The sequence below is a fragment of the Phytopseudomonas dryadis genome (assembly GCF_004327355.1).
GTDB classification, from domain to species: domain Bacteria; phylum Pseudomonadota; class Gammaproteobacteria; order Pseudomonadales; family Pseudomonadaceae; genus Aquipseudomonas; species Aquipseudomonas dryadis.
Genome location: NZ_QJUM01000014.1, coordinates 24,492 through 50,272, shown reverse-complemented (window position 1 = coordinate 50,272; position 25,781 = coordinate 24,492). Strand labels below are relative to the sequence as shown.

General features: G+C 63.8%; 22 protein-coding genes and 1 pseudogene. 13 read left to right on the top strand and 10 right to left on the bottom strand.

Going from position 1 to position 25,781, the window contains the following annotated elements; all coding sequences use genetic code 11:
• The first annotated feature begins 41 nt into the window (after positions 1-41).
• The gene (locus tag DNK34_RS13465; RefSeq protein ID WP_131176112.1) at positions 42-1,934 is read left to right on the top strand and encodes a PhoX family protein; all 1,893 of its coding nucleotides are present in this window, start codon (positions 42-44) and stop codon (positions 1,932-1,934) included.
• A 73-nt stretch (positions 1,935-2,007) separates the two neighbouring features.
• Here DNK34_RS13465 and DNK34_RS13460 read toward each other — a convergent pair whose 3' ends face one another.
• From DNK34_RS13460 to DNK34_RS13450, 3 genes are read right to left on the bottom strand one after another with little or no spacing between them, the layout of a single operon-like run.
• Complete coding sequence (locus DNK34_RS13460; protein ID WP_131176111.1) at positions 2,008-2,556, bottom strand: TadE family protein; 549 nt, start codon at positions 2,554-2,556, stop codon at positions 2,008-2,010.
• Between the two features lie 8 nt (positions 2,557-2,564).
• Positions 2,565-4,688: a pilus assembly protein TadG-related protein gene (locus tag DNK34_RS13455; protein WP_131176110.1), complete on the bottom strand. Its 2,124-nt coding sequence runs from the start codon at positions 4,686-4,688 to the stop codon at positions 2,565-2,567.
• A gap of 2 nt (positions 4,689-4,690) precedes the next feature.
• Complete coding sequence (locus tag DNK34_RS13450; protein WP_242675179.1) at positions 4,691-5,161, bottom strand: TadE/TadG family type IV pilus assembly protein; 471 nt, start codon at positions 5,159-5,161, stop codon at positions 4,691-4,693.
• A gap of 752 nt (positions 5,162-5,913) precedes the next feature.
• On the opposite strand from DNK34_RS13450, the gene DNK34_RS13440 reads away from it, so the two are divergent.
• A complete protein-coding gene (locus DNK34_RS13440) occupies positions 5,914-7,623 on the top strand; it encodes a collagen-like triple helix repeat-containing protein (protein ID WP_165497321.1) in 1,710 nt (569 codons plus the stop codon).
• 234 nt (positions 7,624-7,857) lie between these two features.
• Positions 7,858-9,498 (top strand): ShlB/FhaC/HecB family hemolysin secretion/activation protein, encoded by a 1,641-nt coding sequence (locus tag DNK34_RS13435; protein ID WP_411269316.1) that lies wholly within the window; start codon positions 7,858-7,860, stop codon positions 9,496-9,498.
• Positions 9,499-9,935: 437 nt separating this feature from the next.
• On the opposite strand, the gene DNK34_RS13430 is transcribed toward DNK34_RS13435, so the two are convergent.
• A complete protein-coding gene (locus DNK34_RS13430; protein WP_131176106.1) occupies positions 9,936-10,331 on the bottom strand; it encodes a response regulator in 396 nt (131 codons plus the stop codon).
• 25 nt (positions 10,332-10,356) lie between these two features.
• Positions 10,357-10,566 carry a Flp family type IVb pilin gene (locus DNK34_RS13425; RefSeq protein ID WP_131176105.1) on the bottom strand — a complete coding sequence of 70 codons (210 nt, stop codon included), beginning with the start codon at positions 10,564-10,566 and terminating at the stop codon, positions 10,357-10,359.
• A gap of 393 nt (positions 10,567-10,959) precedes the next feature.
• On the opposite strand from DNK34_RS13425, the gene cpaB reads away from it, so the two are divergent.
• The 8 genes and pseudogenes from cpaB to DNK34_RS13385 all read left to right on the top strand — a co-directional run bounded on the left by cpaB (position 10,960) and on the right by DNK34_RS13385 (position 18,999).
• Positions 10,960-11,913: a Flp pilus assembly protein CpaB gene (gene cpaB, locus DNK34_RS13420; RefSeq protein ID WP_131176104.1), complete on the top strand. Its 954-nt coding sequence runs from the start codon at positions 10,960-10,962 to the stop codon at positions 11,911-11,913.
• 20 nt (positions 11,914-11,933) lie between these two features.
• Positions 11,934-13,172, top strand: a complete 1,239-nt coding sequence (locus DNK34_RS13415; RefSeq protein WP_131176103.1) for a type II and III secretion system protein family protein — start codon at positions 11,934-11,936, stop codon at positions 13,170-13,172.
• Between the two features lie 9 nt (positions 13,173-13,181).
• Positions 13,182-14,351 (top strand): CpaE/TadZ family protein, encoded by a 1,170-nt coding sequence (locus DNK34_RS13410; protein ID WP_131176102.1) that lies wholly within the window; start codon positions 13,182-13,184, stop codon positions 14,349-14,351.
• Positions 14,348-15,592 (top strand): TadA family conjugal transfer-associated ATPase, encoded by a 1,245-nt coding sequence (locus DNK34_RS13405; protein ID WP_131176101.1) that lies wholly within the window; start codon positions 14,348-14,350, stop codon positions 15,590-15,592. Before DNK34_RS13410 ends, DNK34_RS13405 begins: the two co-directional genes overlap by 4 nt.
• Positions 15,593-15,630: 38 nt before the next feature.
• On the top strand, positions 15,631-16,515 hold the full coding sequence (locus DNK34_RS13400) for a type II secretion system F family protein (RefSeq protein ID WP_131176100.1): 885 nt from the start codon (positions 15,631-15,633) through the stop codon (positions 16,513-16,515).
• Positions 16,515-17,405: a type II secretion system F family protein gene (locus DNK34_RS13395; protein ID WP_207401603.1), complete on the top strand. Its 891-nt coding sequence runs from the start codon at positions 16,515-16,517 to the stop codon at positions 17,403-17,405. The genes DNK34_RS13400 and DNK34_RS13395 overlap by 1 nt, the downstream gene beginning before the upstream one ends.
• Positions 17,402-18,166, top strand: a pseudogene (locus DNK34_RS13390) (tetratricopeptide repeat protein); the annotation flags it as partial. The gene DNK34_RS13395 and the pseudogene DNK34_RS13390, both read left to right, overlap by 4 nt.
• 554 nt (positions 18,167-18,720) lie before the next feature.
• A complete protein-coding gene (locus tag DNK34_RS13385) occupies positions 18,721-18,999 on the top strand; it encodes a DUF3613 domain-containing protein (protein WP_242675178.1) in 279 nt (92 codons plus the stop codon).
• Positions 19,000-19,151: 152 nt separating this feature from the next.
• Here DNK34_RS13385 and DNK34_RS13380 read toward each other — a convergent pair whose 3' ends face one another.
• The gene (locus DNK34_RS13380; RefSeq protein WP_131176098.1) at positions 19,152-19,892 is read right to left on the bottom strand and encodes a response regulator transcription factor; all 741 of its coding nucleotides are present in this window, start codon (positions 19,890-19,892) and stop codon (positions 19,152-19,154) included.
• Between the two features lie 167 nt (positions 19,893-20,059).
• Positions 20,060-20,533 (bottom strand): prepilin peptidase, encoded by a 474-nt coding sequence (locus DNK34_RS13375; RefSeq protein ID WP_131176097.1) that lies wholly within the window; start codon positions 20,531-20,533, stop codon positions 20,060-20,062.
• A 121-nt stretch (positions 20,534-20,654) separates the two neighbouring features.
• Between DNK34_RS13375 and DNK34_RS13370 the strand changes: the two genes are divergently transcribed.
• Together DNK34_RS13370 and DNK34_RS13365 are read left to right on the top strand one after the other, a co-directional pair.
• On the top strand, positions 20,655-23,372 hold the full coding sequence (locus DNK34_RS13370; RefSeq protein WP_131176096.1) for a PAS domain-containing sensor histidine kinase: 2,718 nt from the start codon (positions 20,655-20,657) through the stop codon (positions 23,370-23,372).
• 69 nt (positions 23,373-23,441) lie between these two features.
• Positions 23,442-23,756, top strand: a complete 315-nt coding sequence (locus DNK34_RS13365; protein WP_131176095.1) for a hypothetical protein — start codon at positions 23,442-23,444, stop codon at positions 23,754-23,756.
• Here DNK34_RS13365 and cobM read toward each other — a convergent pair.
• The 3 genes from cobM to DNK34_RS13350 all read right to left on the bottom strand — a co-directional run bounded on the left by cobM (position 23,719) and on the right by DNK34_RS13350 (position 25,780).
• Positions 23,719-24,492, bottom strand: a complete 774-nt coding sequence (cobM, locus tag DNK34_RS13360; protein ID WP_131176094.1) for a precorrin-4 C(11)-methyltransferase — start codon at positions 24,490-24,492, stop codon at positions 23,719-23,721. The genes DNK34_RS13365 and cobM overlap by 38 nt on opposite strands.
• 161 nt (positions 24,493-24,653) lie before the next feature.
• Positions 24,654-25,061, bottom strand: coding sequence for a cobalamin biosynthesis protein (locus tag DNK34_RS13355; RefSeq protein WP_131176093.1), 408 nt, complete (start codon positions 25,059-25,061; stop codon positions 24,654-24,656).
• A complete protein-coding gene (locus DNK34_RS13350) occupies positions 25,058-25,780 on the bottom strand; it encodes a CbtA family protein (RefSeq protein ID WP_131176092.1) in 723 nt (240 codons plus the stop codon). Before DNK34_RS13350 ends, DNK34_RS13355 begins: the two co-directional genes overlap by 4 nt.
• Position 25,781 lies beyond the last annotated feature (1 nt).

The following is a 25,781-nucleotide window of genomic DNA, read 5'->3' as shown; positions in this document are numbered from 1 at the left end:
CCCTAGCGTTCCTGCGCATCAGAAAAAGCAGGAATACCGTGATGCATGATGAACGACCGACCGACCTCGAACGCCTGAGCCTTTCCCGTCGCCGCTTTATCGGAGCTGGTGCCCTGACCGGCGCGGCGTTGTTTCTCGGCGGCGGATTGCTGGGACGCAGCGCCCTGGCCGACGCCGTGAGCGCCGCCAATGCCGGCCCCCTGATGGGCTTCGCCAATATCGCGGCGTCCGGCGCCGACACCATCAGCCTGCCGCCCGGCTATTCCTTCCGCACCCTGATCAGTTGGGGCCAACCGCTGCATGCGGGCGGCCCGGCGTTCAAGGGCGATGGCGGCAACAGCGCCGCCGAGCAACTGCAGCAGTTCGGCGACAACACCGATGGCATGAGTTTCTTCCCCTGGCCGGGCGATGACGATCGGGCGCTGATGGCGATCAACAACGAGTACGTCAACTACCGTTACCTGCTGGCCCACGGTGGCCTGCCGAAATCCCTCGAGGATGTGCGCAAGGCGCAGAACGCCGTAGGCGTGACGGTGCTCGAGGTACGCCGCGCGGACGGTGCCTGGCAGTTCGTCCAGGGCTCGCCGTACAACCGGCGCGTGCATGGCAACCTGCCGATCGAGGTGAGTGGGCCGGCCCGCGGCCACGACCTGCTGAAGACGGCGGCCGACCCGCTCGGGATCGAGGTGCTCGGCACCTTCCAGAACTGCTCCAGCGGGCAGACGCCGTGGGGCACCTACCTGACCTGCGAAGAGAATTTCAGCGACTGCTTCGGCAGCACGGATGCCGCGCTGCCGTTCAGCGCGGATCAGCGGCGCTTCAGCGTGGTCCATACCAGCGTCGACAACGACTGGCACCGTTTCGACCCGCGCTTCGATCTGGCCAGGACACCCAACGAACTGCATCGCCACGGCTGGATCGTCGAGATCGACCCCTTCGATCCCCAGTCCAAGCCGATCAAGCGCACCGCCCTGGGCCGTTTCAAGCACGAGAACGCGGCGCTGACCACCACCCGCGACGGCCGCGTGGTGGTCTACATGGGCGACGACGAGCGCGGCGAATTCATCTACAAGTTCATCACCCGAGAGCGCCTGAATCGCGAGGACGCCAGGGCCAATCGGCATATCCTCGATCACGGCACCCTGTACGTGGCGCGTTTCGATGAGGGTGACGGCGATGTCGACCATCCGAAAGGCCGTGGCCGCTGGATCGAATTGACTGCCGGCAAGAACGGCCTGACCGCCGAGCACGGTTTCGCCAGCCAGGCCGAGGTGGTGATCCGCGCCCGCCAGGCCGGTACTCGAGTGGGTGCCACGCGCATGGATCGCCCGGAATGGATCAGCGTCAGCCCCCAGGATGGCCAGGTCTACTGCACCCTGACCAACAACAGCAAACGCGGCGAGGACGGTCAGCCGGTGGGCGGTCCCAACCCCCGGGCCAACAACCTGTACGGGCAGATCCTGCGCTGGCGCGAGCACGCCGATGACGGCGCTGCCGAAACCTTCGAGTGGGATCTGTTCGTGGTCGCCGGCAACCCGGTGGCGCATGCCGGAACCCCGCAGGCGGGCAGTCACGCGATCAACCCCGACAACATGTTCAACAGCCCGGACGGCATCGGCTTCGACGGCGGCGGACGCCTGTGGATCCAGACCGACGGCAAGTACAGCAACACGGGCGACTATGCCGGCATGGGCAACAACCAGATGCTCTGCGCCGACCCGCGCAGCGGCGAGATCCGCCGCTTCATGGTCGGGCCGGTGGGTTGCGAGGTGACCGGCCTGGCCTTTTCGCCGGACTACACCACGATGTTCATCGGTATCCAGCATCCGGGCGAGGAGGGCGGTTCATCCTTCCCCGATCACCGAGCCGGGGTACATCCCCGGTCTTCGGTGATGGCGATCAGCCGTGACGACGGCGGGATCATCGGAGCCTGATCCGACCCAGGGGCGGGGCCACCCTGGGAGGCCACTGATCGAGGTTGCCAGGCACTGACGCCTCTTGCCGGGATCACAGGCTCAGGGTCGTTTCGCCACGGATGACGATATTGCCGTCGCGCTCGGGCAGGCTCGGGATACTGATGTTGAACAAGCGCAGGGTTGGCACTATGGCCCGCTGGTTGTTCGCGCCCTCGCGGTTGTACAGGCGCTGCAGGCACACGTGCAGCACATGGTACGGCGCCAGGGGATCACGATCATCGAGAGCGATATGGCCGTAGGAGGGATGGCCGCTCTGGGCCGGCAGCCTGACCCAGGCATAGCCTGCCTGGTTCTGATCCGGTGCCGGGCAATCGCCGCCGCGCCAGTTCGACGGCAGCCAGCTGCGTTCGACGGTGCGGGTGATCTCGCGGCTGAGCACCTGGGCATAACTGCTGCTGGCCGGGTCCACCTGCAGCGTGGCGCGGGCGGCATCGGCACTGACCTGCTTGAAGGTCAGCATCAGCAGCATGGGAATGCTGTAGGCGATGATTGCGTAGATCACGACGAAAAACACCCCGAACAACACGGCGAACTCGATGGCGACGGCGCCTTGCTGTCCGTTACGCGGGGAAGGGTTCATGTCATGCCTCACTGCACCAGCCGGGGGATGCCGCAACTGATGCTGTGCACGTTGATTTCACTTTTGCCGAGCTCCAGGCCCAGGCTGGCGAGCAGCGTGCTGACTGCGGAACCAACCGAATCGAGCAGGGGTTTCAGCAGCGAAAGAATCGGATCGAGGATCTTCATCAGCAGAGGCTGGCTGTCATCGCCCAGGCCCAGAAGCCCCAGGGTCAAGGTATTCACCAGGTTGCCCACCAGATCGAACACGCCGCCCACGATGCTGCCGACCAGCCCGCTCTGTGCCTTGCTCTGCAGGGAGCTGATCAGCGTATTGCGGCAGGCTGTCCGGTTGCTGGCGCAATTGGCCGGGGCGTTGCCGTACCACTCGTTGGGCATGGTGGTGTCCGCCAGGCAGACCAGTACGCAGGCACCCGGTCTTTTCCAGTTCAGGCCATCGTTCGTCATCTGCTCGCGAATGGCGCTCCTGCTGTAGTTCAGGGTCGTCAGGTAGCGGTCCGCGATCTGGGTCGCCTGGGCCTGGTTGAAGCCTGCCGAGCCATCCGATCTTTGCGGAATGCCGAGTTTGATGAGGTTGAGGACTTGCTGCAGCAGCTCCGTCAGCGAGCTGCCGAGCGCCAGGTTGTTGATGCCGGTTTCCTCGGATTCCTGCTCGGCCAGCGTCACCACATCGCGTACCGGGTTGGCGCCAGTGCCGAGAAGGGGAATGGCGGCCCTGCCTCTGACCAGGTCGATATTGAGCAGCCTGACCAGGCTTTCATCCTGCAGGCTTGCTTCCGTGCAGCTGGTTCGGGTCGACCACAAGGTGTCGCTGGGCATGGAGCCGATGCAGATGTTGCCGATGCGCGACTCCACGTCGATGGTGGCTTGCGGCGCTGCCCGGGAGCAGTCGATCTCGCTCAGCTCGCCCCTGGCGTTGACCAGATCGATGATGAGCGGAAGCTTTACCGACGTGCCGAGAAAATTCAGCAGGCTTCCCAGCACGGGCAGGTTGCTGGTGTCCGTATTCACCTGCAGTCGCACCTGCGCATTGTAGGCCGTGGTGCCTACCGGGCCGATGCCGATGGACGGGGGCTCCACGATACCCATGGCTAGGGTGAGGGTGCCGTTCAGCAGGTTCAGTTGATCGACCAGCAGGCCGCGCCCCTGGGCCGCTGTGAGTAACCCCGTGGACAGAACATCGCCCAGGTTGACCCTGGCATCCAGTGCCGAGCCCAGGGGTTGGTCCGGCCCGGTCACGAGCTGGAGTAGGCCGGGTCGATCGGCCGTGGCCAGCAGATTGACCCTGGCGCTCTCCAGTTGGGTACCGATCAGGCTGTTGCCCAGCGCGGCCACCTCGGCTGCCAGCGTCTGGTCGTGGCTGATCAGTTCGGCTGAAACCTCGATAAGGTCCTGCAGGCCAAGCAGGCCGATCCGGGTGTCTACCAGTTGCACCAGGCCTTCGGCTGACAGGGCCTTCAACTGATTGATGGACAGATCCACACCCAGCGCCTGTAGCAAGCCTGATGGCGTGATTTGAGCGTTGGCCAGACCCGACGAGTCAAGGAGGGTCAGTGTGTTGACGTTCACCCCTACGACCTCCAGCAGCTTTGGTACGAGGCCGTTCGCGTTGAGGCCGAGCAATTGCGCGCCCACCGAAAAAACCGCCAGCGGGTCGCTGTCCTTCTCTGCCACGGCCACAGCCTGCAGGCGCACCGTGGCATTGCCGGGAAAGCCGAACAGGCTGGCGGTGCGCACGATGATGCTGGCCGGTACCCGGTTGCTGGTGATCACTTCTACAGCCCGTCCGCTGCCGGCATCCGGGGTGTTGATGCGTAATCCGTCGAGAATGCTGATGCTGACGCAGGATGCGCTGAGGGACTGCAGATCGCTGGATGGAAAGCCATAGGAAGCGGCGTTTTCCTGAGCGTAGAGCCGGGCGTTGGCGGTATCCAGCGAGCAGTTGCCCTGCTCGAGGCGGGAAATGGCTTCCAGCGCGGCGGTATCGGCGATTCGCTGCAGGTTGCGCTGTTCCAGATACAGGCGGCCGCTATCCACCACCAGGGCGAGGAAGAGGATGGCCATCACCAGGGTGGCGGCGCTGATGATGCTGAACACGCCGCGTTGGCGATGCAGGACACCTGAATGGTTCATGCTCACGTCCCCGTGGGTGCCGCGTTGTACAGGCGGATTTTCGCTTCGCCCCTTATTTCGCTGGGTAACTGCGGGACTTCCCAGCCCAGGATCGAGAACGGCGGCATGATGGCGCGCGGATTGGCATGGCGGACGCAGACACTCCAGACGGCGCCGGTTTTCAGATAGCCGTCATACCCGGCACAGGTCTGTGTCCAGGCCTCCGGTAGCCAGGCATTGCGAACGCTCTGCTGCACCCGTTGCTGGTGCAGCACGAGCTGCTCGGGCGTGGGCGCGCGGGTATGCGGCGAGCGGACGGCATCCCGCAGGGCCTCGGTGGCGAGCTCCTGGTAGGTGGCGCTCAGCAGGAAGGGGATGCTGTAGCCCACCAGGCCATAGAAAATCATGAACAGAATGATGAAGGCGATCGAGAACTCGATTGCAACGGCACCGCGCTGTGTACGTCCTGAGCGCATTTCTGCAATGTGAGGCACTGGATATTCCCTGATCCCTGTCGTTGAACCTGCAACCGGACGCTGCCGGTGGCACATCGGACTTGTTCGCTCACCCTGCGTTGTACCTATCGAAGCGGCAGATACGCTGCCGATCAGCGTTTTCCCTTTTACTCAGCTCGCTCGAGGATGAACTTTCGCCGTGCTGGAACTTAGGCAGGGACGTCGTTTCAAAACATCACGCGATAATGGTTTGAACCGATGTAACGATCAAGCCAGCCATTATCTAATAGCAGGTCGATAGGAGGCTTTCCATAATACTTTGTAATTAATGCCTCTGTCGGTGGCGTACAGAAGGTTTCCGGTTGTTTCCATTCAGTGTGTCCCTTGATGTTCACGTCACGAGCACTGTGCCCGCGGCCTAGGCCGGGCCTTTGGCCGGCTGAGCACCAAGCCCAATCACTGATAGCGAATATTTTGTTATAGGCTTTTCATTCTACTGATCGTTAACAGCGGAAATCCAGGGCAGTAAACGCTGGGGTATGGATCAATAGGCTTTTGGCAGTGGAGTACGGTTGAATAAGTAACCATGGTCAAAGGCCAACTGCATGGCAGGGGTCCACTTGCGCTGTAATAGAATTAATTGTTTTGTTATATAAAACCTATACCGGCAGTAGTAGTAATAATTCGAGAATTGTTGTCGTGCCACCGTGCACCTTTAATGACCTCCACAGTCAAGGTTCCCCCTTTCAGGAACCCTGTTTCCACTGGGCCCCATCGGCTAGGACGGTCATATGAAAACGCATTCGATCTCGCACGCTTGCACGGCTTTGGCGCTGATTCTCTCTCTTACCCTTGTTGCCGGTTGCAGTGGTACCACCAAGAAGTACTACGTCAGCGACAGCAGCAGTAGCGCCCCCGGTACACCGGGTGAACCGGGCAATCCGGGAGAACCGGGTACGCCAGGAGAGCCAGGTACGCCAGGAGAGCCCGGTACGCCAGGAGAGCCGGGCAATCCGGGGGAACCCGGTACGCCAGGAGGGCCAGGGACCCCGGGAGAGCCCGGCACCCCGGGCGTATCCGGCGGTAACGGTGTCATCGAGAACGTTCAGGAAGTGGTTGATAATGTGGTCGATGGCTCGGTGCTCAATCCTGTGGCAGAGCTTGTGGATAACCTCGTCAGCCCCGATACCGGCCTGCTTTCGCCTGTTACCGGTATTGTCGACGACCTGACAGGCGAGGGTGGCGCCCTGTCGCCAGTGGGCAATCTGGTGGGCGGTCTGGTCGGGACCGATGGTGCGCTGAGTCCGGTGGTCGATGTGCTGAACAACACGCTGGTCGGCGGTACCGTGGGTACCGGCAGCGTGACCCATGTGCAGGGTAGCGTCGCTCAGTTGACGGGTACCGAAGGCGGTCTGGCCCCTGTCGGGGAGCTGGTCGATACCCTGGCCAATCCAGGTACCGGCCTGTTGTCGCCGGTCACCGGCGTGGTCGATGGATTGACCGGCGAGGGCGGTACGCTGCAGCCGGTTGGTGACCTCACCGGCGCCTTGCTGGGGCAGAACGGTGCCCTGAGCCCGGTTGTCGGTACGCTCAATTCGGCAGTGGACGGGCTGGGCCTGTCGCCGGTGACCGACGGTGTCGGTGGCCTGGTCGCAGGCGTGAACGGCACGCTTGACGGCCTCGGTGGCACACTGGCCTCCGGCACCACTGGCACGGGCACGGTGACCGATGTGCAGGGTGTGGTGGGTGGTCTGGTCAGCAACACGGCGCTGTCGCCGGTGAGCGACCTGACCAATGGTCTGATCGATCCGGCCAGCGGTGCCCTGACGCCGCTTACCACTCTGGTCGAAGGTGTGACCGGAAACGGCGGCGCTCTGCAGCCTGTCGGAGGACTGGTCAACGGCCTCGTCGGTGAACAGGGCGCCTTGACCCCCGTGGTCGGCACCGTCAATGGTTTGCTTGGCGGCCTGAGCGATCTCAGCGATGGCCTGGGTAATGTGACCGGTGGTCTGGCTGGCGGCGAAGGTGGTTTGACCGGAGGCAGCGCTGGCGGATTGCTCGGCGGTCTGACCGGTGGACTGAGTGGCGGCTCCGGCGAAGGCACAGGTGCCGTGACCGATGTGCAGGGTACGGTCGGTACGCTGGTAAACAATACCGCGCTGTCGCCGGTAGGCGGTCTGGTCAATGGGCTGGTCGATCCTGCGAGCGGGGCACTGTCGCCGATCACCGGGCAAGTGGAAAGCCTGACCTCGCCTTCGGGGGCGCTGGCGCCGGTTGGCGGGCTGGTCAACGGCCTGGCGGGCGAGAACGGTGCGCTGGCCCCGGTCGTCGGCACGGTGAATGGTCTGGTGGGCGGGCTTACCGGAGGGCTGAGCGGCGGTTCGGCCGATGGTTTGCTGGGTGGCGCCGTCGGTGGCGAGGGCGGTTTGCTCGGCGGGGGCTCGGGTGGTGGCCTGCTGGGCGGTCTGCTCGGTGGCGGTTCCAGCGCCTCCGGGCAGTAATGACTGGCTGCTGCTCTCGGCCCCTCTACGGCGCCGTTCCAGCGGCCAGGGAATTCTTTGACTACACTCTTTTTCGAGTGCACAAGCGTCGCCCTGCCCGGGCGACGCTTCATTATTGGAAGCTGTTCAATCGGTGCATCCGTGCATCGCGTCTTGAGGATCTCAGGGAGGGTACTCATGCGCTTTCGTGACCTGCTGTTGCCAGGGTTGGCCTGTTTGCCCTGGTCAAGTGCCATGGCTGACAGCCCACAGTTCCTCAATTCCAACGACATAGAAAACGCCCTGCCAACCCCCGATCTGCCGCCGGAAAGCTATAGACCCCAGGCGCCGGCCACCCAGTTGCCGCAGCCGCGCCAGCAGCAACTGCCGATCGACAGTCGCCTGCTCCTGAACAACGTGCTTATCGAGGGTGGCAGCGTATACCCCTTCGAGGAAGTCGCGGCGTTGTTCAGCCCGATGATCGGGCGAGAGGTGAGTCTGCGCGAGTTGCTGGCGGCCGCCGACAGCATCAGCCAGCGCTACAAGGCGGATGGCTACGCGCTTTCCTACGCCTTCCTGCCTGCTCAGGATCTGACCCAGGGCCAGGTGCGCGTCGTGCTGGTGGAGGGCTACGTGCAGAATCATGAAATGCGAGGCGATATCGGCAATGCCAAAGGCTATATCGACAAGCTCGCGGCGAAGCTTCTGCAGGAGCGACCGCTGACCAGCCGATCATTCCAGCGCTACACCACGTTGATGGCGCAGATTCCCGGGGTGAGTGTGCGTGCCAGTGTGCCGCCGCCGACCACGACCGATGGCGCCGTGACCCTGGTGACCGAAGCCACCCGCAAACCCTTCACGGCTTCCGTGGCGATGGACTATGACAGCAAGGACGAATTGCAGGCCGTGGTATCGGTTGCCAGTAATTCGCAGACCTCGCTGGGGGAGCAGGTGATCGTCAGTGCCCTGGTGCCGCCGGGCGAGGATCGCGAGCGCTATGTCAGGCTGGATTACAGCCAGTTCGTCAGCAATGAAGGCACCCGCCTGCAGGCATTCGTTTCACGCTACCAGAGCGACCCCAAGGACCTGCTCGAAATCGGCGGCGCCACGACCGAATCGCAGCGGGAGAACCAGCGCATGTCGCTGGGCGTGAGCCATCCGTTCATCGCTTCCCCCACGCAGATCCTGACCGGCGCCGCACGCCTGTATTCCGTGGACGACGAGCGTCAGTTCACCCGGCTTTCGCCACTGCCGGTACGCAAACGGGCCCTGGAGATCGACAGCAAGGTGCGGGCGCTGGCCCTGGAGGGCGAATGGAAAACCGCGGATGCCACTCGGCTGCGCATTCTCAGTGGCGGTCTGTACCGGGGCATAGATGCGCTTGGCGCCAAGAGCGAGGTACGGGTTCTGGGCCAATCCGGGGGCAGCTTCCATGATCTCGACTTCACGCGCCTGCGCTTGTCCGGTGTGCAGAGCGACATCTTCGCCGAGAACTGGCAAGGCGTGATCTCCGGGGCCTTTTTCTGGAGTGGCGATTCCTTGCCGGAAAGCGAGCAGGCGATCTTTGGTGACCGCAACTTCGGGCGTGGCTACCCCAGCGATCAGGCCTATGGCGACAAGGGCTGGGGTCTGGCCTACGAACTGAACCGCAGCTTTCGGCGTGACGGCCAATGGCTACGCCTGATCCAGCCGTATGCCGCAGTGGACGCAGCCCGTGCCTGGTTCAATCGTGGCGGCTCGTCATCCGAGCTGTCGTCGGTCGCCCTGGGCATTCGTCTGGGTGACCGCCGCTTCTACAGCCTTTCCCTGGAAGTGGCGCGCCCCTTGGGCGAACGGGCCCTGGACAGCGATGGGCGTGATTCGCGCTTTGGCATGAGTTTCAGCTACAAGCTCTAGTGTCGCGTCGACCCTGAAATGTCGGACTCCGTGGATACCGTCTTGCCCCTGGCCAGCAAGAGCGCGTTTGGAATCAGGGTTCGCCTGTAGGCGCGTCGACCCCGGCGCGAGGCGCTGGCGGCCATGCGGTAAAAACGCGCTATGGCCACGATTCGCCGCGAGGGCGCGGCTCCCACTAATGCGGCCATGCTGCACGCTGATTGCTGAATCCGGTGTAGATAGCGCGCGACCGACATTTGAGCTGTGTCGCGACACTGGAGCCCACTGCCATGTCGAGCCCCAGCAAGAGCATAGCGACAGTCTCTGACTGTGGGCGATCGCGATACTTTCGGCAATGTGCGAAAGCGATATGGCCGTCGTTTCGAGAGCGGATGCCCGTGCTCGTATGCAGCCATGACCAGGCAGACGGCGGCACGGCCAGGGCTGGTCTTCGGCTGTCAGGCCTTGGTTGTGACTGCCTGGGAGAGGGGAAAGCGCTGGTTGAGCACCTCGAGCAGGCGCTCCTGATAGATGGGTTTGGGCAGGAAGTCGATCACCTGCAACGGCAGCAGGCCGATGACGTCGTTCATGTCCGCATGGCCGGACATGACGATAATCGGTAATGACACGTGCGATGGGGCATTGCGCAGGTTCTGGATCAGGCGCAGCCCGCTTTCGTCCGGCATGCGCAGATCGGTGATGACCAGTGCAATGGCGGGCCACGTCGACAGGCAGAGCATCGCGGTCTCGACATTATTGGCGCAATGACACCGAAAACCTTCACCCTCGAGTAACTCACCGAGTTCTTCGAGGGATTCGGCTTCATCATCGACCAGTAAGATATGTTGGCGCATATATTACCTGCGGTGCATATGAAAGTTAGCCTTCGCCGCCACCACCGAGAGCGCCAGTCAATGAGTCCGAAATGGATTCGAAAACGGCACTGATATCATTTCCCAGGGCTGTCGCCGCGCCCACGATAACAACGCCAATCAGGGCGGCGATAATGGAATATTCAATGGCGGATGCGCCATCCTCGCGAGTCAGGAAATCACGGATTCGTTCGCGAAGCATAATGAGCTTGATCATGACGGTACTTCCTCTGTAGCCGGACAGGCAGGGCCTGTAGGTAGGGCTTGCCGTTGAAGTGTAGGTAAGGGTTGAGGAAGTTCGCAAATTTACCTTGGTATTATATAGAAAGTGTTAGTCAGTATTATAGGTGTCGCACTATATATAATGTGCAATACGTGAGTCGGGTATTGCCGTTGTTGCAGAGGGATGCTTTGTTTACTATGTGTCGACGAAGTGGTGCTATTTTATTGAATAGGGTGACTAAAGTCGTACGTGGTTTCAATGGGAATGAAGTTTTAATTAGAGTTCGGGTGATCGCTTCGTCAGGCCGGTGGGTGTTTTTACTGGCTTATCCACCTGCAATGCCTTTGCCGACGATTGCAGTTCTATGGCTACAAGGAGCGTGCTGTCATGAATAGCCGATTGACGTTGGTTCTGGCCGGGTTTCTTCTGGTTGGCGCCGTGGTCACCGGATACTGGGGCCTGACCTTGAGCCGCGACCCGGTCGCTCGTTCCACTGCGCCGGCGGACGTCGAGGCATCATCGCTGGCGAGGCTGCCCGCAGAAGCCAGGGAAAGGGTGCATCGAGAGGTCGACGAGCAGCGACGCACGGCCGTCGTCGTGCTGGCTCGCGACGTCAAACCCTTGGTGCCCATCACCAATGAGGATCTGGCCATAGAGCGGCTGCGCATCGCCCCTCCTGACAGCTTCGCCAGTCCCGATGCCTTGATCGGCCGCACCCTCTGGCGCGAGACGCCGGCGGGTACCGTGCTGAATCAGGCGGCCCTGGATATGGGCGGACCGCTGGCCAGAATGATCCGCTCGGAGGAGCGCGCCATCGCGGTGGCTGTGGATGAAGTCATTGGCGGCGGCGGTCACCTGCGGCCCGGTGATTACGTCGATGTACTGCTGCACCTGCGCCAGGACGAGCTCACTCGCGAGCATAACGCGCAGGTGCTGATTCCGGCCTTGCGTATCCTGAGCGTGGGCGATGAGCTGGGCGTGACCAATCAGGGCGAGGCGGCGCAGCCCCATGCGGCAGCGGATGAAGACAAGCGCCGCCGCCGTGTCGCCGCCACCACCGCCGTACTGGCCGTACCGGAGCCCCTGCTGACCCGCTTCATGCTGGCGACCCAGGTTGGCAACCTGCGTCTGGCCGTACGCAGCCTCGAGGAAAGGCTGCTGGCCGGCTATTACGCCGGCGACGCCGTGAAAATGGACATCGCCGAAGCCCAGCGGCAACTGTTCCGGTTCGAGAGGCTGGCATCGCGCGGCGCGGCTCGCCCGCAGCCTGGACTGGCACAACCCGTGCCGGCGGGTATTCAGGTGTACCGCGGTAACGATGTGACTCGGCAAACCCCCTGAACGGCAAGGATGCGCAAGCCATGAACAATGCTCAACGTAGTTCGCGCCTGGCGGTTTGCCTGATCGCGGCCATGGCGATACTGCCCGCTCCGGTGTATGCCTCGTGCGCCGGTCTGGAGCCGGTACCGGCGGTGATGGAGCTGACCCAGGGCATGCAGCGGGAATTGCGCTTTCCGGTGCCGATCGTGCGCCTGGCCGTGGGCGATCCGGAGGTGGCCGATGTCAGCCTCCATACCCCGGACAGCTTTCTGCTGCTGGGCAGGAAGGGCGGCGCCACCACGCTGATGGTCTGGACGCGTTGCGATCGTGAGCCGCGGCAGAGCATGGTGTTCGTGCAGGGCGCCGCCACCGCCGCGGTGGCCGCTGCGCTGGTGCCCCACGACTATGACGCGGTACCGAGCCAGGTACAGACCGACATTCGTTTTGTCGAGGTCAATCGCAGCAAGCTCAAGGAAGTGGGTATCAACATCTTTGGTACGGCCTCGAACAATTTTCTCTTCGGTTCACCGGGTACCGCCCCCGGCAATGTGCCGGTTGGTGGCGTCGGTGGTGTCGGCCCGGGGGCCGATTTTCCATTGCCTGGCACCGGCTTCAATATTGTCTGGGGCGGCGGCAGCAGCAAGTTTCTGGGCGGTTTGAATGCGCTGGAGAACAGCGGTTTTGCCTACACCCTGGCGCGTCCGAGTCTGGTTGCCCTGAACGGCCAGAGCGCCAGTTTCCTGGCCGGTGGCGAGTTTCCGGTACCGGTACCGAGCAGTGGCAGCGACTCGATTTCCATCGAGTACAAGGAATTCGGCGTGCGCCTGACCCTGACCCCGACGGTCGTCGGCCGTAACCGGATAAGCCTCAAGGTGGCGCCGGAGGTCAGCGAGCTGGACTTCACCGCGGGCATCACCATTGCCGGCACGCAGGTGCCTTCGCTCAATGTGCGCCGCACCGATACCAGCGTGTCGCTGGCCGATGGCGAGAGCTTCGTCATCAGCGGATTGATCAGTGCACGCAGCACGTCGTCTGTGGATAAGCTCCCCGGGTTGGGGGACATCCCGGTGCTTGGCGCGTTTTTCCGCTCTTCGCGCATCGACCGCGAAGAGCGCGAGTTGCTGATGGTCGTCACGCCGCGCCTGGTGCAGCCGATGGCCGCCAATGCGCAGTTGCCGGATCTTCCAGGTGAGCGTTTGCGGACCTACGATCCGAACGCATTCCGCCTGTTGTTCCTCGAAAACGGGGATTTCGACCGGGCCGATGGCCTGTCGCGCTAGGGAGTTGGCATGGAGCAGATCTATCTGGCGCAGACCCGCCGCAAGCAGGATCTCGACTGGCTGCAGGCCGCCCTCGCCCCCCAGGGTCAGGTGCTCAATGTGGGCGAGACGCTGGACGAAGTGCTCGGCCTGATGGACATGACCGGCAGCGCCCTGGTGTTCGTCGGGCTCAATCGGGACAACCAGGCCGCTCAGTGTGCGCTGATCGAGGCCCTGCTCGACGTGCGCCCGATGCTGGTGGTGGTGGCGCTCGGCGATGGTCTGGACAACCAGCTGGTGCTCAATGCCATGCGTGCCGGTGCCCGCGACTTCATCGCCTATGGCGCCAGAAGCAGTGAAGTGCTGGGCTTGGTACGGCGCCTGGTACAGCGCTTGCCGCCGCTGCCGCCATCACGCGATCAGGGTGATCTGACGCTGCTCTACGGTACCCAGCCCGATGCCGACGCCGCCTTGCTGGCCGGGCATCTGGCACTGCAGATCCAGGCGCGCGGCCAGCGCACGCTGCTTATCGACCTGGGCGTGCCACGGGGAGAAAGCCTGGAAATCTTCGCGTTGGAGGCGTCGTTCTTCTTCGGTGATGCGCTGCGCAATATCCGGCGCCTTGACTCGAACCTGCTCGAAAGCGCCTTCACCCGCCACCCCGAAGGGCTGCGCCTATTGGCCCATGGCCCTGAAGACGATGCGCTCGAGCGTTTCAGCATCGGTGAGCTGTTCCTGCTGATGGGCAGCCTGCGCCAGTATTTCCAGCATGTCGTGGTCAACCTGTGCGGGCAGCCCGACAGCGACGGGCTGCGCTCCTTCATCGCCCAGGCCCAATGCGTCCTGTGGTGCGTCGATCAGAGCGTGCCCAATTGTCGGCGCAACCTGGCCCTGCTGACGTCCTGGCGCAGCATTGGCGTGAAACTGGATCATGCGCGTTTGCTGGTCGATCGCTACCAGCCCTCCGTTTCGCCCAGCCTGCAGGAGTTGGGGCGCACCTTCGAAATGCCCCTCGAAGGCAGCCTGGCCCTGAGCCCGGTAACCCGGCTCAAGGCCAAGAACCAGGCGCGCTCGCTGTACCAGTCGGCGCCGCGCGACCCACTGACCCAGGGGCTGCTGAATCTCGCCGAGCAACAGATCAAGCACAAGTGCCAACCGCCGCCGCCCTGGTGGCGACGCGCACTGAGGGCCGGCTCATGATCATCGGACCGTTCGGTGGCGACGGAGCAGGGTTGACCGTCAACGAGTTGAAGCCGGTGCTGCATCGCTACCTGATCGATGCCCTCGAGGAGAAGGGCGAGAACCTGCTGGAAGGCACGCGCAACACCCTGGCGCAGTTCGTCGTCGAGCGCGTCGGCGAGTATGTCAGCCGCCGCCAGATTGCGATCTCCCGTTACGAGGTGGATCGCCTGGCGGAAGAGCTGGTGGATGAACTGACCGGCTTCGGCCCGTTGGAGATCCTGCTCAAGGATGCCGGGGTGAGCGAAATCCTGGTCAACGGCCCGCACCGGGTGTTCGTCGAGCGCGACGGCGTGCTGCAACCGAGCGATTTGCGCTTCATCGATGACCAGCATGTGTTACGGGTCATCCAGCGCATTCTCGCCCCGGTCGGCAGAAGGCTCGACGAGTCTTCGCCCATGGTCGATGCGCGCATGCCCGATGGCAGCCGCATCAACGCGGTGATTCCGCCGGTGGCCCTGGACGGCCCCTGCCTGTCGGTACGCAAGTTCCGCAAGGACATGCTGCGCAGTGTCGACCTGCTGGCCGGCAATTCGCTGGATCAGGCCATTCTGAGCTGTGTCGAGCAGATGGTCGGACGGCGCTGCAACATCATGGTCAGCGGCGGTACCGGTACCGGCAAGACCACCATGCTGAACATGCTGAGCCAGATGATCGATCCCCGCGAACGCATCGTCACCATCGAGGACACTGCCGAGCTGGTGCTCCATCACGATCACGTGGTGCGCCTGGAAACCCGCCCACCGAATGCCGAAGGGCACGGCGAGGTGGCGGCGCGCGAACTGGTACGCAACGCCCTGCGCATGCGCCCGGACCGCATCGTGCTCGGCGAGATCCGCGGCGCCGAGGTGCTCGATGTGCTGACCGCGATGAATACCGGGCACGACGGTTCCATGAGTACGGTGCATGCCAACAGCGCCCAGGATGCCTTGTTGCGTCTGGAGACCCTGGTCGGCTTGTCCGGGGTACAGGTCGCCGAACGGACCCTGCGACAGATGATCTGCGCCGCTCTGGACGTGGTGATCCAGTTGACCCGGCTGCCGGATGGCCGGCGCTGCGTGAGTGAAGTGGTCGAAGTGGTGGGGCTGCGCGATGACCAGTACGTGACCAACACCCTGTTCCGTTTCGACCGCCGCGGTACCGGCACTTTCCGCCGTGAAGCGGCGAATGTGGCCGGGGACAAGCTGCGTCGGGACGTATGACGGGCTGTCGATCCGTTCGACAGCCAAGGAGAGGGAGCATGAACGCGCCGCTGTTGCTGGGATTGATCTGCCTGAGCCTGTTTGTCCTGGGCCTGCTGCTGCTGCACAAGAGCCGTGAACAGGCGGCTTCCGAGCGGATCATGCAGCGTCTGCTGGTGAATCAGCCGGAGTCCCTGCGTACCCGGACGCTCGGCCATGTGGACAAGCTGTTCCTGCGGGCGGGTTTCAGCAGCGTGCCGCAGCAGAAATTCGGCCTGTGGCTGGGCATCTGGTTGTTCGGCGCGGTGCTGGGACTGCTGTTCGCCCATTGGCTCGGTCTGCTGATCATGCTGTTGCTGCCACCGATCGTCGGTCGCCTGTTCATCGCCTTGCGTTATCGGCGTCGCGTGCTGCGCATGATCGAGCAGTTGCCGCCCTTTCTGGACCATGTCATCCGCAGCCTGAAATCGGGCCGCGCGCTGGGCGATGCGCTGCTGCTGGCCATGGATAGCGCGCCCGATCCATTGCGTGACGCCTTGGCCCGCCCTCGGCGGAACATGCAGCGGGGCATGAGTCTTGGCGATGCGCTGCAGGATTTCGCCGATCTGTACGAGCGTGCGGAATTCCAGGTTCTGGCGCTCGGGGTACGGGTCAATCAGCGTTATGGCGGCAATACCAGCGAGTTGCTGAACAACCTGATCCGCTTGATTCGTGAGCGCGAGCAGAGTGCGCGCAAGTTGCGCGCCATGACCGGCGAAACGCGCATCAGTGCCTATGTCATGGGCGGCTTGCCGCTGGCGCTGGCCTGCTACATTTTCCTGACCAATCCGCAGTTCATGCTGGGCATGTGGCAGGAGACCAGCGGGCGGGTGATCCTGCTGCTGGCGTTCGTGCTGCAGGCCCTCGGCAGCTTCGCCCTCTGGCGCATGTTGAGGAGCATCTGATGGCCGGCATGCTTCTGCTCAGCGCCTCCCTGCAACTGCTGACGGCACTGTTGTTCTTCTATCTGGCCCTGGGCGATATCCGTGCCCGGCGCCAGTTCAGCCAGCGGCTCGGCACGGATTCGCGGGTTTCCAGCTCGAGTATGTTGCGCGGGATCGGCGGCAGCTCGCTTGGCCGGCGCACCTTGAGCATGGACGGTGAAACCCTGTTGCTGCTCAACCGCCTGGGTTGGCGCAAGCGCAGCCAGCAGTCGCTGTTCTCGGCCATTCAACTGGGCACGCCGCTGCTATTGCTGCTTCTGGTGCTGATCATCCAGGCCTTGCTGCATGAGGCGCCGAACCCGGCGTGGCTGGCGCCCGCCTTTGCCCTGGGCATCGGTTACCTGATTCCCAAGCGCGTACTGGCGAAGGCGGCGAAGAGCCGCCAGGAGCAGCTTGCCCAGGAAGTGACGACCTTCATTCCATTGCTGCGCATTCTCTTCGACGTCGGCATGACCGTGGAGCAGGCCTTGCGGGTATTGAGCAAGGAGTCGCAGAAGATATTGCCGCAGATGACCGGCGAGCTGCGCCAGGTTCTGCTGCGTGTGGATGCGGGTCTGGAACTGGGGCGCGAGTTGCGCGATCTGGCCGCGCTGCTCGAGGTGGACGAGATCACCGATTGCTTCGTGATCCTCGAACAGCTGATCACCCAGGGCGGTGGCGCGATGGCATCGCTGCTGTCGCTCAAGGAGCTGATCGACGACCGGCGTCTCACCGCTATCGAAGAACGGGTTTCCAAACTGTCGGGCAAGATGTCCGTCGCCATGATGGTGTTCTTGTTCCCGGCCTTGTTGATCGTGCTGGCGGGGCCGGGATTCATCGCCATCATCGGGGCACTGGGGGGTATGAGATGAAGCGTTTGACAACCTTGCTGGGAGTGCTCGGCCTGTTGGGCGGTTGTGCGGGTTCCGGGGGGAGTTCGCCCTGGCTCATCGACAGGGGTGACGCCGCGCCACGGGCCTGTGCGCCCCTGTCCCAGGATCAGGAACTGGCGCTCAATCTGGCCCAGGAAACCGCGGACGAGGGGCGCCTGCATGCGGCACTGGCCAATCTGGAGCGGCTGCCGAACAGCTTGCCCGAAGCGCGCCTGCGCAAGGCGCGCATCCTGCGCTCACTGAACCGCCCGGAAGCGAAGGACTTGTATGCCAGCCTGGTCGATACCTGCCTGAAAGCGCAGGGCGAGCATGGGCTCGGCCAGCTCGCCAGTGCCGAGAAGCGTTACGACGAGGCGCTCAAGCACCTGCGTCTGGCGGTCAGTCTGGCGCCCACCAGCGATACGATGCGCAATGACCTGGGCGTGGTGTACATGAATCTGGGGCGCCTGGAAGAGGCCCGTTTCGAGTTGCTCACCTCGCAGGAGTTGAATCAGGCCGAAAAACGGCCGGCACTCAACCTGCTGACGCTGCTGATCTACCAAGACAATCTGAAGCAGGCCAGCGCGCTGGTGACGCGCATGGGCTTTAGCGCCAACCAGTTCCGCGCGGCCGAGTTGCGTGCGCAGGCCTTGCGCCGTGAGCTGGGCGGCAAGGAGGGAGCGCCCATGGCAGTAGCCCCGGTTGTGCCGGCAGTGGCCAATCCCGCGGTCGCGCCTGCGTCCAGTCGGCCCGTACAGCCTGCGACCCCGGGTGCGGCAACGGGGGTGGCCAGCCAGCCTGCCATGACCGGCATCCCGGCTGCTCCGCTATCGAATAGGGCGACGGCGACCCCTGTCAGCGTGCAAGCGGTGCAGATGGTGCCCGGCCGCCTGGTCGTGCCGGATGACGGCGGAGTGGTACGGGTCGAGCCCGCCAGCAGTGGCCGGGGCGAGGCGATCGTACCGATCAGTGGTTATTAGGACAGATCAACTGATGGTCGAACGGTTTCTCGTAACGTGATGGACTCGCTGGCGAGTCCATGCATAGGATGGATCGGGCCGCGCTAGCGTAGGAGCCGCGACCCCGCGGCGAATGGTGGCCATACCGCGGGCTCTGCGGGATGGCCGCCATCGCGTCGCGCCGAGGTCGACGCTCCTACACGGTCGGCGGTTTGCCGCGCTAGCGTAACCCGATGGACTCGCTGACATCGAACGGCATGGGAAGGTCTTGGGGCGGGACGCTATCTACGTCCGACATTTCATGATTGACACGACACCAGGGCCAAGCCGCCTTCGTTGGGAGGCAGGAGAGCATGATGAGCATGAAAAGATGGAGCTGTGCGTTACTGGCGTGTCTGCCGCTGCTGGCTGTGGCGGCTACCGAGGAGCGTGGTGACGGGTTGGTCGGTGCCGAGACCGAGACCCAGACAGCCTATTGGCTGCGTGTTCAGCGTGAGGGGTTGAAGGCCTCTCCCTACGTACAGACGTCCACGCCGGCCGAGCGCGAACTGTCCTTGCAGCGCTGGCTGGAAAGCCATAGCCACCCCATTCCGGAGTTCTTCGATCAGGAGGCCGGTGGAGAGCTGAGCAGGTAATCGCCAGCGGACGGATGATCCAACCAGGCGCCCGTTCTTGTTCAGCCATTCAATTTAAATAGAGGGCGACGAGAGCGGTCGGAATAACCTTATAAATGAAACCGGCGCGCACGAAAAATGCGCGCCGGCTTAGCTTAATTGTTACTGAAGGTTCACGCGTGGGTGGGGTAGGAAAGTGCCAATTGGGTGCGGTTGTGAACACGCGTTAGTCTCAGTATCTGCGAGACATAAAGTTTTACCGTATTTTCGGTAATTCCCAATTCGCAGGATATTTGATAGTTGGTCATCCCTTTGGCGATTAGTTGAGTGACCGCCAACTGGCGTCGCGACAATTTGTCGAAGGGTTCGGGGATGCTGGCGGCATTGGGAGAGGAGGACAGGCACGCGTCGTTTTGGGCGGGTAGCGGTACGGCTGCCTTGTTGGGCGCGTCGCTGTGGATTTCGTGCAGGGATGCTGCCAGGTCCTGAATGCGCCGCTTGATCTGCTGCTCCCTGACCTGTTGCTCCAGACGTTCCTGCAGGCGGGTGACGCCTTCCTGCAGTTCGTCCAGGTTCAGCGGTTTCTGATAGTAGTCGGAAACCCCGGCCCGCAAGGCCTGGATGATTTCCTGCTTGTCCGCGCTACCGGTGAAGATGGCGAATTCGTAGAGGCGGCCTGGGCGGGCCAGGCGGTTGAACTCGCCGACCAGCTGCAGGCCGGTCAGCCCGGGCATATGCATGTCGCTGAGAACGATGCCGATGGCCTCGTCCTGCTGGAAGGCTCGTAACGCATCCTCGGTCGTGTGACAGCCCGTGACGCGATAACCACTGTGCTCGAAGAACTCTTTTAGTTCTTCGACAATGAGCGGCTCATCGTCAACTATCAATATCCACGGAGGAGTAATGCTGTCCATGCGTTGTTGCTACCTTGATGGCTTACAGGCGCAGGATAGCTATCCACTAAGTTATAGTCAAAGGTGTAGTGGTAAAAAGTTTTATTAAAAAGTTATAGTAATTTAGTGCTATATGGTGGGCATGATTTATTTCCATTATGCTGCGGCAAAGCCCCGTTCTTGACGCGCTATTCGGTTGTCAGCCACAGACTGCTTATCGCCAGACCAAACAGCAGAAAAGGTGCATAAGGGTGCTGTTCAAGTGTTGGCATTCGCAGGTATTCGAAGCGTTTTGGAATTAGAAAAAGGATACTGGGTTGAGTTCGTATCAAGGCCACCCAGGTGCACATGGCCAACGCGGCACCGATGACGCTGAACAGCACATGAGCGGCATCGCTGGCGGCAGCCAGTGCCAGTAGCAGCTTGACGTCGGCAGCGCCCATCCGCCGGCTCAGGTAGCCGGGTAGCGATAGCAGGCAGGCGACTGCCAGCGCGACCACGGCAGCGGCAGGCCTGGCCCCGGTCAGTGTCGTGCCGAACCAGAGCAGATGAAGCAATGCGGCGGCCAGGCCGCCGAGCGTCAGCAGGTTGGCGATCTTGCGTTGTTCGGCGTCCTGTACCGCGCAGGCGGCGAGCCAGCACAGCAAGAGGAGGTATTCCATAGAGACGGTTACTTGAGCGGGTTGGAGAGTACGGGCAGGTCAGGGAAATCGTCCGGCCCGATCATGCGGCAGCCTTCGGGTTTGCCTGCGACGTTGTTGAACCATGGTAGGTGAGCGGGCGATGCATGTCTTCAGAGATTGGTTCAGGCGCGAGCCCGATGAGCAGCCGGCGTTGCAGACGCTGCCGAACGGGCCTGGCAATGCCCCTTGCCTGAATCTGTTCATCGATACGCAAGGCCGGGTGCTCGCCGCTTCCGGCAACCTGTCGCGACGCCTGCCCGTGCAGCCGACCACGCAAAGGGTCGACCTCAAGGCCCTGTTGCATGGCCAGAGCCGTTACCTGGTGGAGGATCTGGCCGCTTTCGTGCAGCAGATCCTCGACCTGTCTTTCGTCACGCTCGATGGCGCTGTCATGCACACCCGTGGCTGGCTGCGGGCCGAGGACGGCGGCTGGTCGCTGCAGGCCTACGAGGTCGGTGATTTCCTCGCCCGCCTGCAGGCCTGCGAACAGCGTCTGCAGGTATTTTCGCAGGTCAGCGCGCTGGCTCAGGTCATACGCAACGCCGAACATGTGGATTTCCCCCGCCACGCCCCCGCCTGGTTGGCGGACCTGGCCGAGGCGTTGCGCGCGCCCAGCGTCGCCCTGGCCTTACCCGATCCGCTGCGTGGCGGCTGGCGGATCGCTGCCCAGTACCGGGACGGCGAGGCGCCGGCGTTCTGGCGGGACGGGCAGCCTCTGCCCCGTGAGTTGCAGGATTACCCTGGCGAGCAGCCCGTGCAGTGGTTGCGTGGCGACGTCGACGGGCCGGAATGGCATGCCGGGGGATCGGTATGGCTGCTGCCTTATCGGGATCACCAGGGGGTTCGCGCCTGGCTGCTCTGTTCACCCTACGTCGCTCATCGGTGCAGGCCGGAGCTGAACACCAGGGACTGGCTGGATCTGTTCGCCCAGGTGGCCGCGCCGTTGTTGCAGCGTGTCGAGGAGCAGGAGCGCAAGGCCCACAGCGAGCGCTTCGACATCATCCAGCACCTGCTGGGCACCGGCTGGTGGGAATACCTGCCGCGTAGCGGCGCGTTCCTGCTGGCAGCCAATCTGGTGCAACGCTTCGGTCTCGATCCGCTGGCGCCGGTGACCCTGGCCGACTGGCTGGAATTGCTCAGCCCGGCCGATCGCGACGAGTTCCGGGTCCGTCTGGCCGAGGCCGAGACGGCGGGCAAGCCCTTCGAGCAGGTCGTCCGGCTGCGCGATGCCGGGCAGGGGCTGTGCTGGTTCCGCATCCATACCCGCATCCTCAACGCCAACGGGCAACGGCGGGTCGTCGGCGCGGTACTGGATATCAACGACATGAAGCTCAAGGAAGTCGAGGCCGATGCCGCCACGGCCAGGCTGAAGAACCTGGTGGCCAGCGCACCGGCGCTGATCTACATACATCGCTACGAGGAAGGCGCCTTCCTGCCGGTGTTCTGCAGTGACAGCACCAGCGCCCTGCTGGGCTGGACGCTGGACGATTTCATCGGCCGGGCGCTGGCCGACTTCATCCATCCCGACGATCGCGATCTCTATTTCGACCGCACCCGCACCCTGCTGGTCGAGGGCGCGGCCCGTTGTCGCTACCGGCTGATCGACCGCGACGGCCAGTACCACTGGTTGCAGGACGAGGCCAAGCTGCTCAGGGACGAGCGCGGCTTGCCCGTGGAGGCGGTCGGCCTGTGCCTGGACGTCACCGAGGCGGCGCAGGCGGCGGAGCGGGTGCGGGCGAGCGAGGAGCGCTACCGGATTCTGGTCGAGGATTCCCCGGCGATCATCTGCCGTTACCGGCCGGATCTGACCCTGACCTTCGCCAACCGGCCGCTGGCGCAATACCTGGGCCTCGCTCAGGAGAAGCTGCAGGGCATGAGCCTGGCGTCCTATCTGTCCGACCAGGAACGCGCCCAGTTCCTCGAGCGTCATCGCCAGCTGACGCCCCAGCAGCCCATGGGCACGGCGCTGGTGCGCATGGACCTGCCGGGGCGCGAACACATCTGGTGGGTGCTGTCCGAGCGCGGCGTCTTCGATGAGCAGGGCACCCTGCTCGAAGTGCAGGCGGTGGGGCGCGATGACACGGAACTGCACAAGGCCCGGCAGATGCTCAACCAAAGCGCCAAGATGGCCGTGCTGGGCGAGATGGCCACCGGCCTGGCCCATGAACTCAACCAGCCGCTGCATGTCATGCGCATTGCCCTGGGCAACACCCTCAAGGGGGTGGAAAACGGTTCGGCCAGCCCTGACTACCTGAAGAGCAAGCTCGGGCGCATCGAGCAGCAGATCGTCCGTGCGGCGAAGATCGTCAATCACATGCGCATCTTCGGCCGGCGTTCGGAGATCGAGGGCGAGCTGTTCCATCCCGATGAGGCCATCGAGGGTGCGCTGTCCCTGATCCGCGAAGGCGAACTGAGCAGGGACATCGAACTGCAGGTGAGCCTGTGCTGCACGGCGCAGGTGAGGGGCCATGCCGACCAGCTCGAACAGGTCGTCATCAACCTGCTGGTCAATGCCAAGGACGCGTTGCTCAGCGCCAGGGAAAAGGATGCCGAGCTGAAACCGCGCATCCTGGTGCAGAGCGAACAGCGCGACGGCCTGGTGATCGTCCGTATTCTGGACAACGCCGGCGGTATCGATCCGCTGCTGCTCGACCGGGTGTTCGATCCCTTCTTCACCACCAAGCCGGTGGGCAAGGGCACGGGCCTGGGGCTGTCCGTCAGCTATGGGCTGGTCAACCAGATGGGCGGCAAGCTGAGTGTCGCCAATCAGGAGCGCGGGGCCTGCTTCCGTATCGAGTTGCCCGCTGTCGAGGGTTGACCCACGGTGCCGTGGCGCGTCGCACACGTGGCATGATGGCGGCCTTGTCGGTGTCCTGCGGGGGCGATCATGACGGCGCTGGTGACGGTTCTACTGGCCTACTGCGAGGGTGTCCTGCGCGGCGATCCCGAGGTGCTGCAACGGCTGCGCGACAGCGGCTTCGACTGCGCCGAGGGTAGCTGGTACTTCTCCCTGCCGGCGCTGCATGCCTTGCTCTGCAGCCAGCTCGAGGCGCGGGACGAGCCGGGTTACCCGGCCTTTCTCAAACAGCTGTACGCCAGCGACCTCAACCAGCGCCTGGCGCGCCAGGGCGCACGGATCGGCATCGCCGCCAACCATGGCAAGGTCAGCGAGAGCCTGTATCGTCTGCAGCGCCTGCCCTGAACAGGTGGCGGTGCTGCTCGTGGTAGAGCGCCGAGTCGGCGAAGCGTTCGGCACCGAGCACGCGGCCGACCAGGATCAGCGCGGTGCGGCGAAAGCCTTTCAGGCGAACCTTCTCTTCGATATCGGCCAGGGTGCCGAGTACCCAGTCCTGATCCGGCCAGCTGGCGCGATGCACCACCGCGATCGGGCAGTCGGCGCCATAGTGCGGCTGCAGCTCGGTGACGATCCGCGCCAGATGCTGGACGCCAAGGTGGATGGCCAGCGTGGCGCGGTGCCGGGCCAGGTCGTGCAACTGCTCGCCCGCGGGCATCGGCGACTTGCTGGCGTAGCGGGTGAGGATCACCGTCTGGGAAACATCCGGCAGCGTCAACTCGCTTTCCAGCAGCGCGGCGCAGGCTGCCGTAGCGGTGACCCCGGGGATGATCTCGAAGGGAATGCCCTGGGCGCGCAGGTGACGAATCTGCTCACCGATGGCGCCGTACAGCGAGGGGTCACCCGAATGTACGCGTGCCACGTCCTCGCCACGTTCGTGGGCGGCGCGCAGCAGGGCGACGATTTCATCGAGGTGCAATTCGGCGGTGTTCACCACCAGGCTGGCCTGATGGCCGTCGAGCAGCGCTTCCGGTACCAGGGAGCCGGCATAGAGGATCACCGGGCACGAACGAATCAGACGCTGGCCCTTCACGGTAATCAGTTCGGGGTCGCCGGGTCCGGCGCCGATGAAATAGACGGTCATGGGAGTCCTGGGTTGCAAGCGGCAAGTGGTGAACAGGGTTGAAGACTGGCCTGCGGCTGTAGGAGCCGCGACCTCGCGGCGAATGGCTTGAACGACGCCGTTTCGCGGCGAGGCTGCAATTTTCTCGCGCCGAGGTCGACGCTCCTACACCGGCGGCGTTTCTAGCGCCCGATGTCTGCGATGGCCAGCGTGGCGGCGGCGCTCTTGCGCTTGGTTATCCACAGGCGAGCGGTTCGATTGCTCAAGCGTTCGGCCAGGGCCAGGGCGCTGGCCTCGGCAACGCTCGGGCTACCGGTGACATGCAGGGCGATAGCCGATGTCTGGCTCAGGCGTTCATGGTAACCCGTCAGCACATCGGCGGGCAGGAAGCTGATGGGCAGGCCCAGATGCTCGGCCAACTGCAGCAACCCAGGCTCGTCCACCTTGCGGTCGCTGCTGGCCAGGGCCGTCAGCTCGGCAGTGCTCGAGCCATGCTCGGCCAGCGTACTGTCGAGCAAGGCCAGCAGCTCGCTCAGCGAGCAATCGCGCCGGCAACCCAGGCCGGCGACAAGGGTAGGGCGCTCGCTCATGCGTCCTGGCGGTTGCGGCCGTAGAACCAGGCGGCGGCCAGGCCGAGGGCGGCCCAGAACACCGCGTTGGTCAGCAGCGAGGCGAGGATGAACTCGTGCTCCAGGGCCGCTGGCGCCAGGCTCTCGTGCACCTCGGGCTGGGGCGCGCCGATCAGGTGCGGTACCGCCAGGATCACCAGGCCGAGGATGCGCAGCACCCAGTTGCTGCCGAAGGCCAGCAAGGCCAGGCCGGCGGCGGTCGAGGCCGCGGTGCCGACCCACCAGTACTGGCGCAGCAGCAGGTCGGCGGCAGCGCTGCCCGGCAGTTCCGGCGGCAGGCCGGCGGAAGGCGCCAGGGAGAAGGTGGCGAAACCGGCCAGCCCCCAGAGCAGGCCCTGCCAGGTCTGGCCGGGTGCGCGCAGGGTGAACAGGCCGGCGAGCATCAGGGCGAAGCCCACCGCCACCACCAGGTTGCTCAGGCCGGTGGACAGCAGGCGCTGCCAGCCATCCTCGGGCGCCCAGGCTTCGCCGTCATGGCTGTGGCCGGCAGCGGCTCCGTGGTCATGAGCCACGGCTTCGGCGCCGTGGCCGTGCCCGGGCGCTTGCGCGACCGGCTCGGCGCTTTCGAAGGTTTCCGCATGGAGGATCAGCGGAGTGACCCACAGGCTCTGCAGCAGGGTCAGGACGATGGCGGCGAAGAGGCCGGCGAAGCCTGCGGTCCGGGCGATGCGCTTGATCATG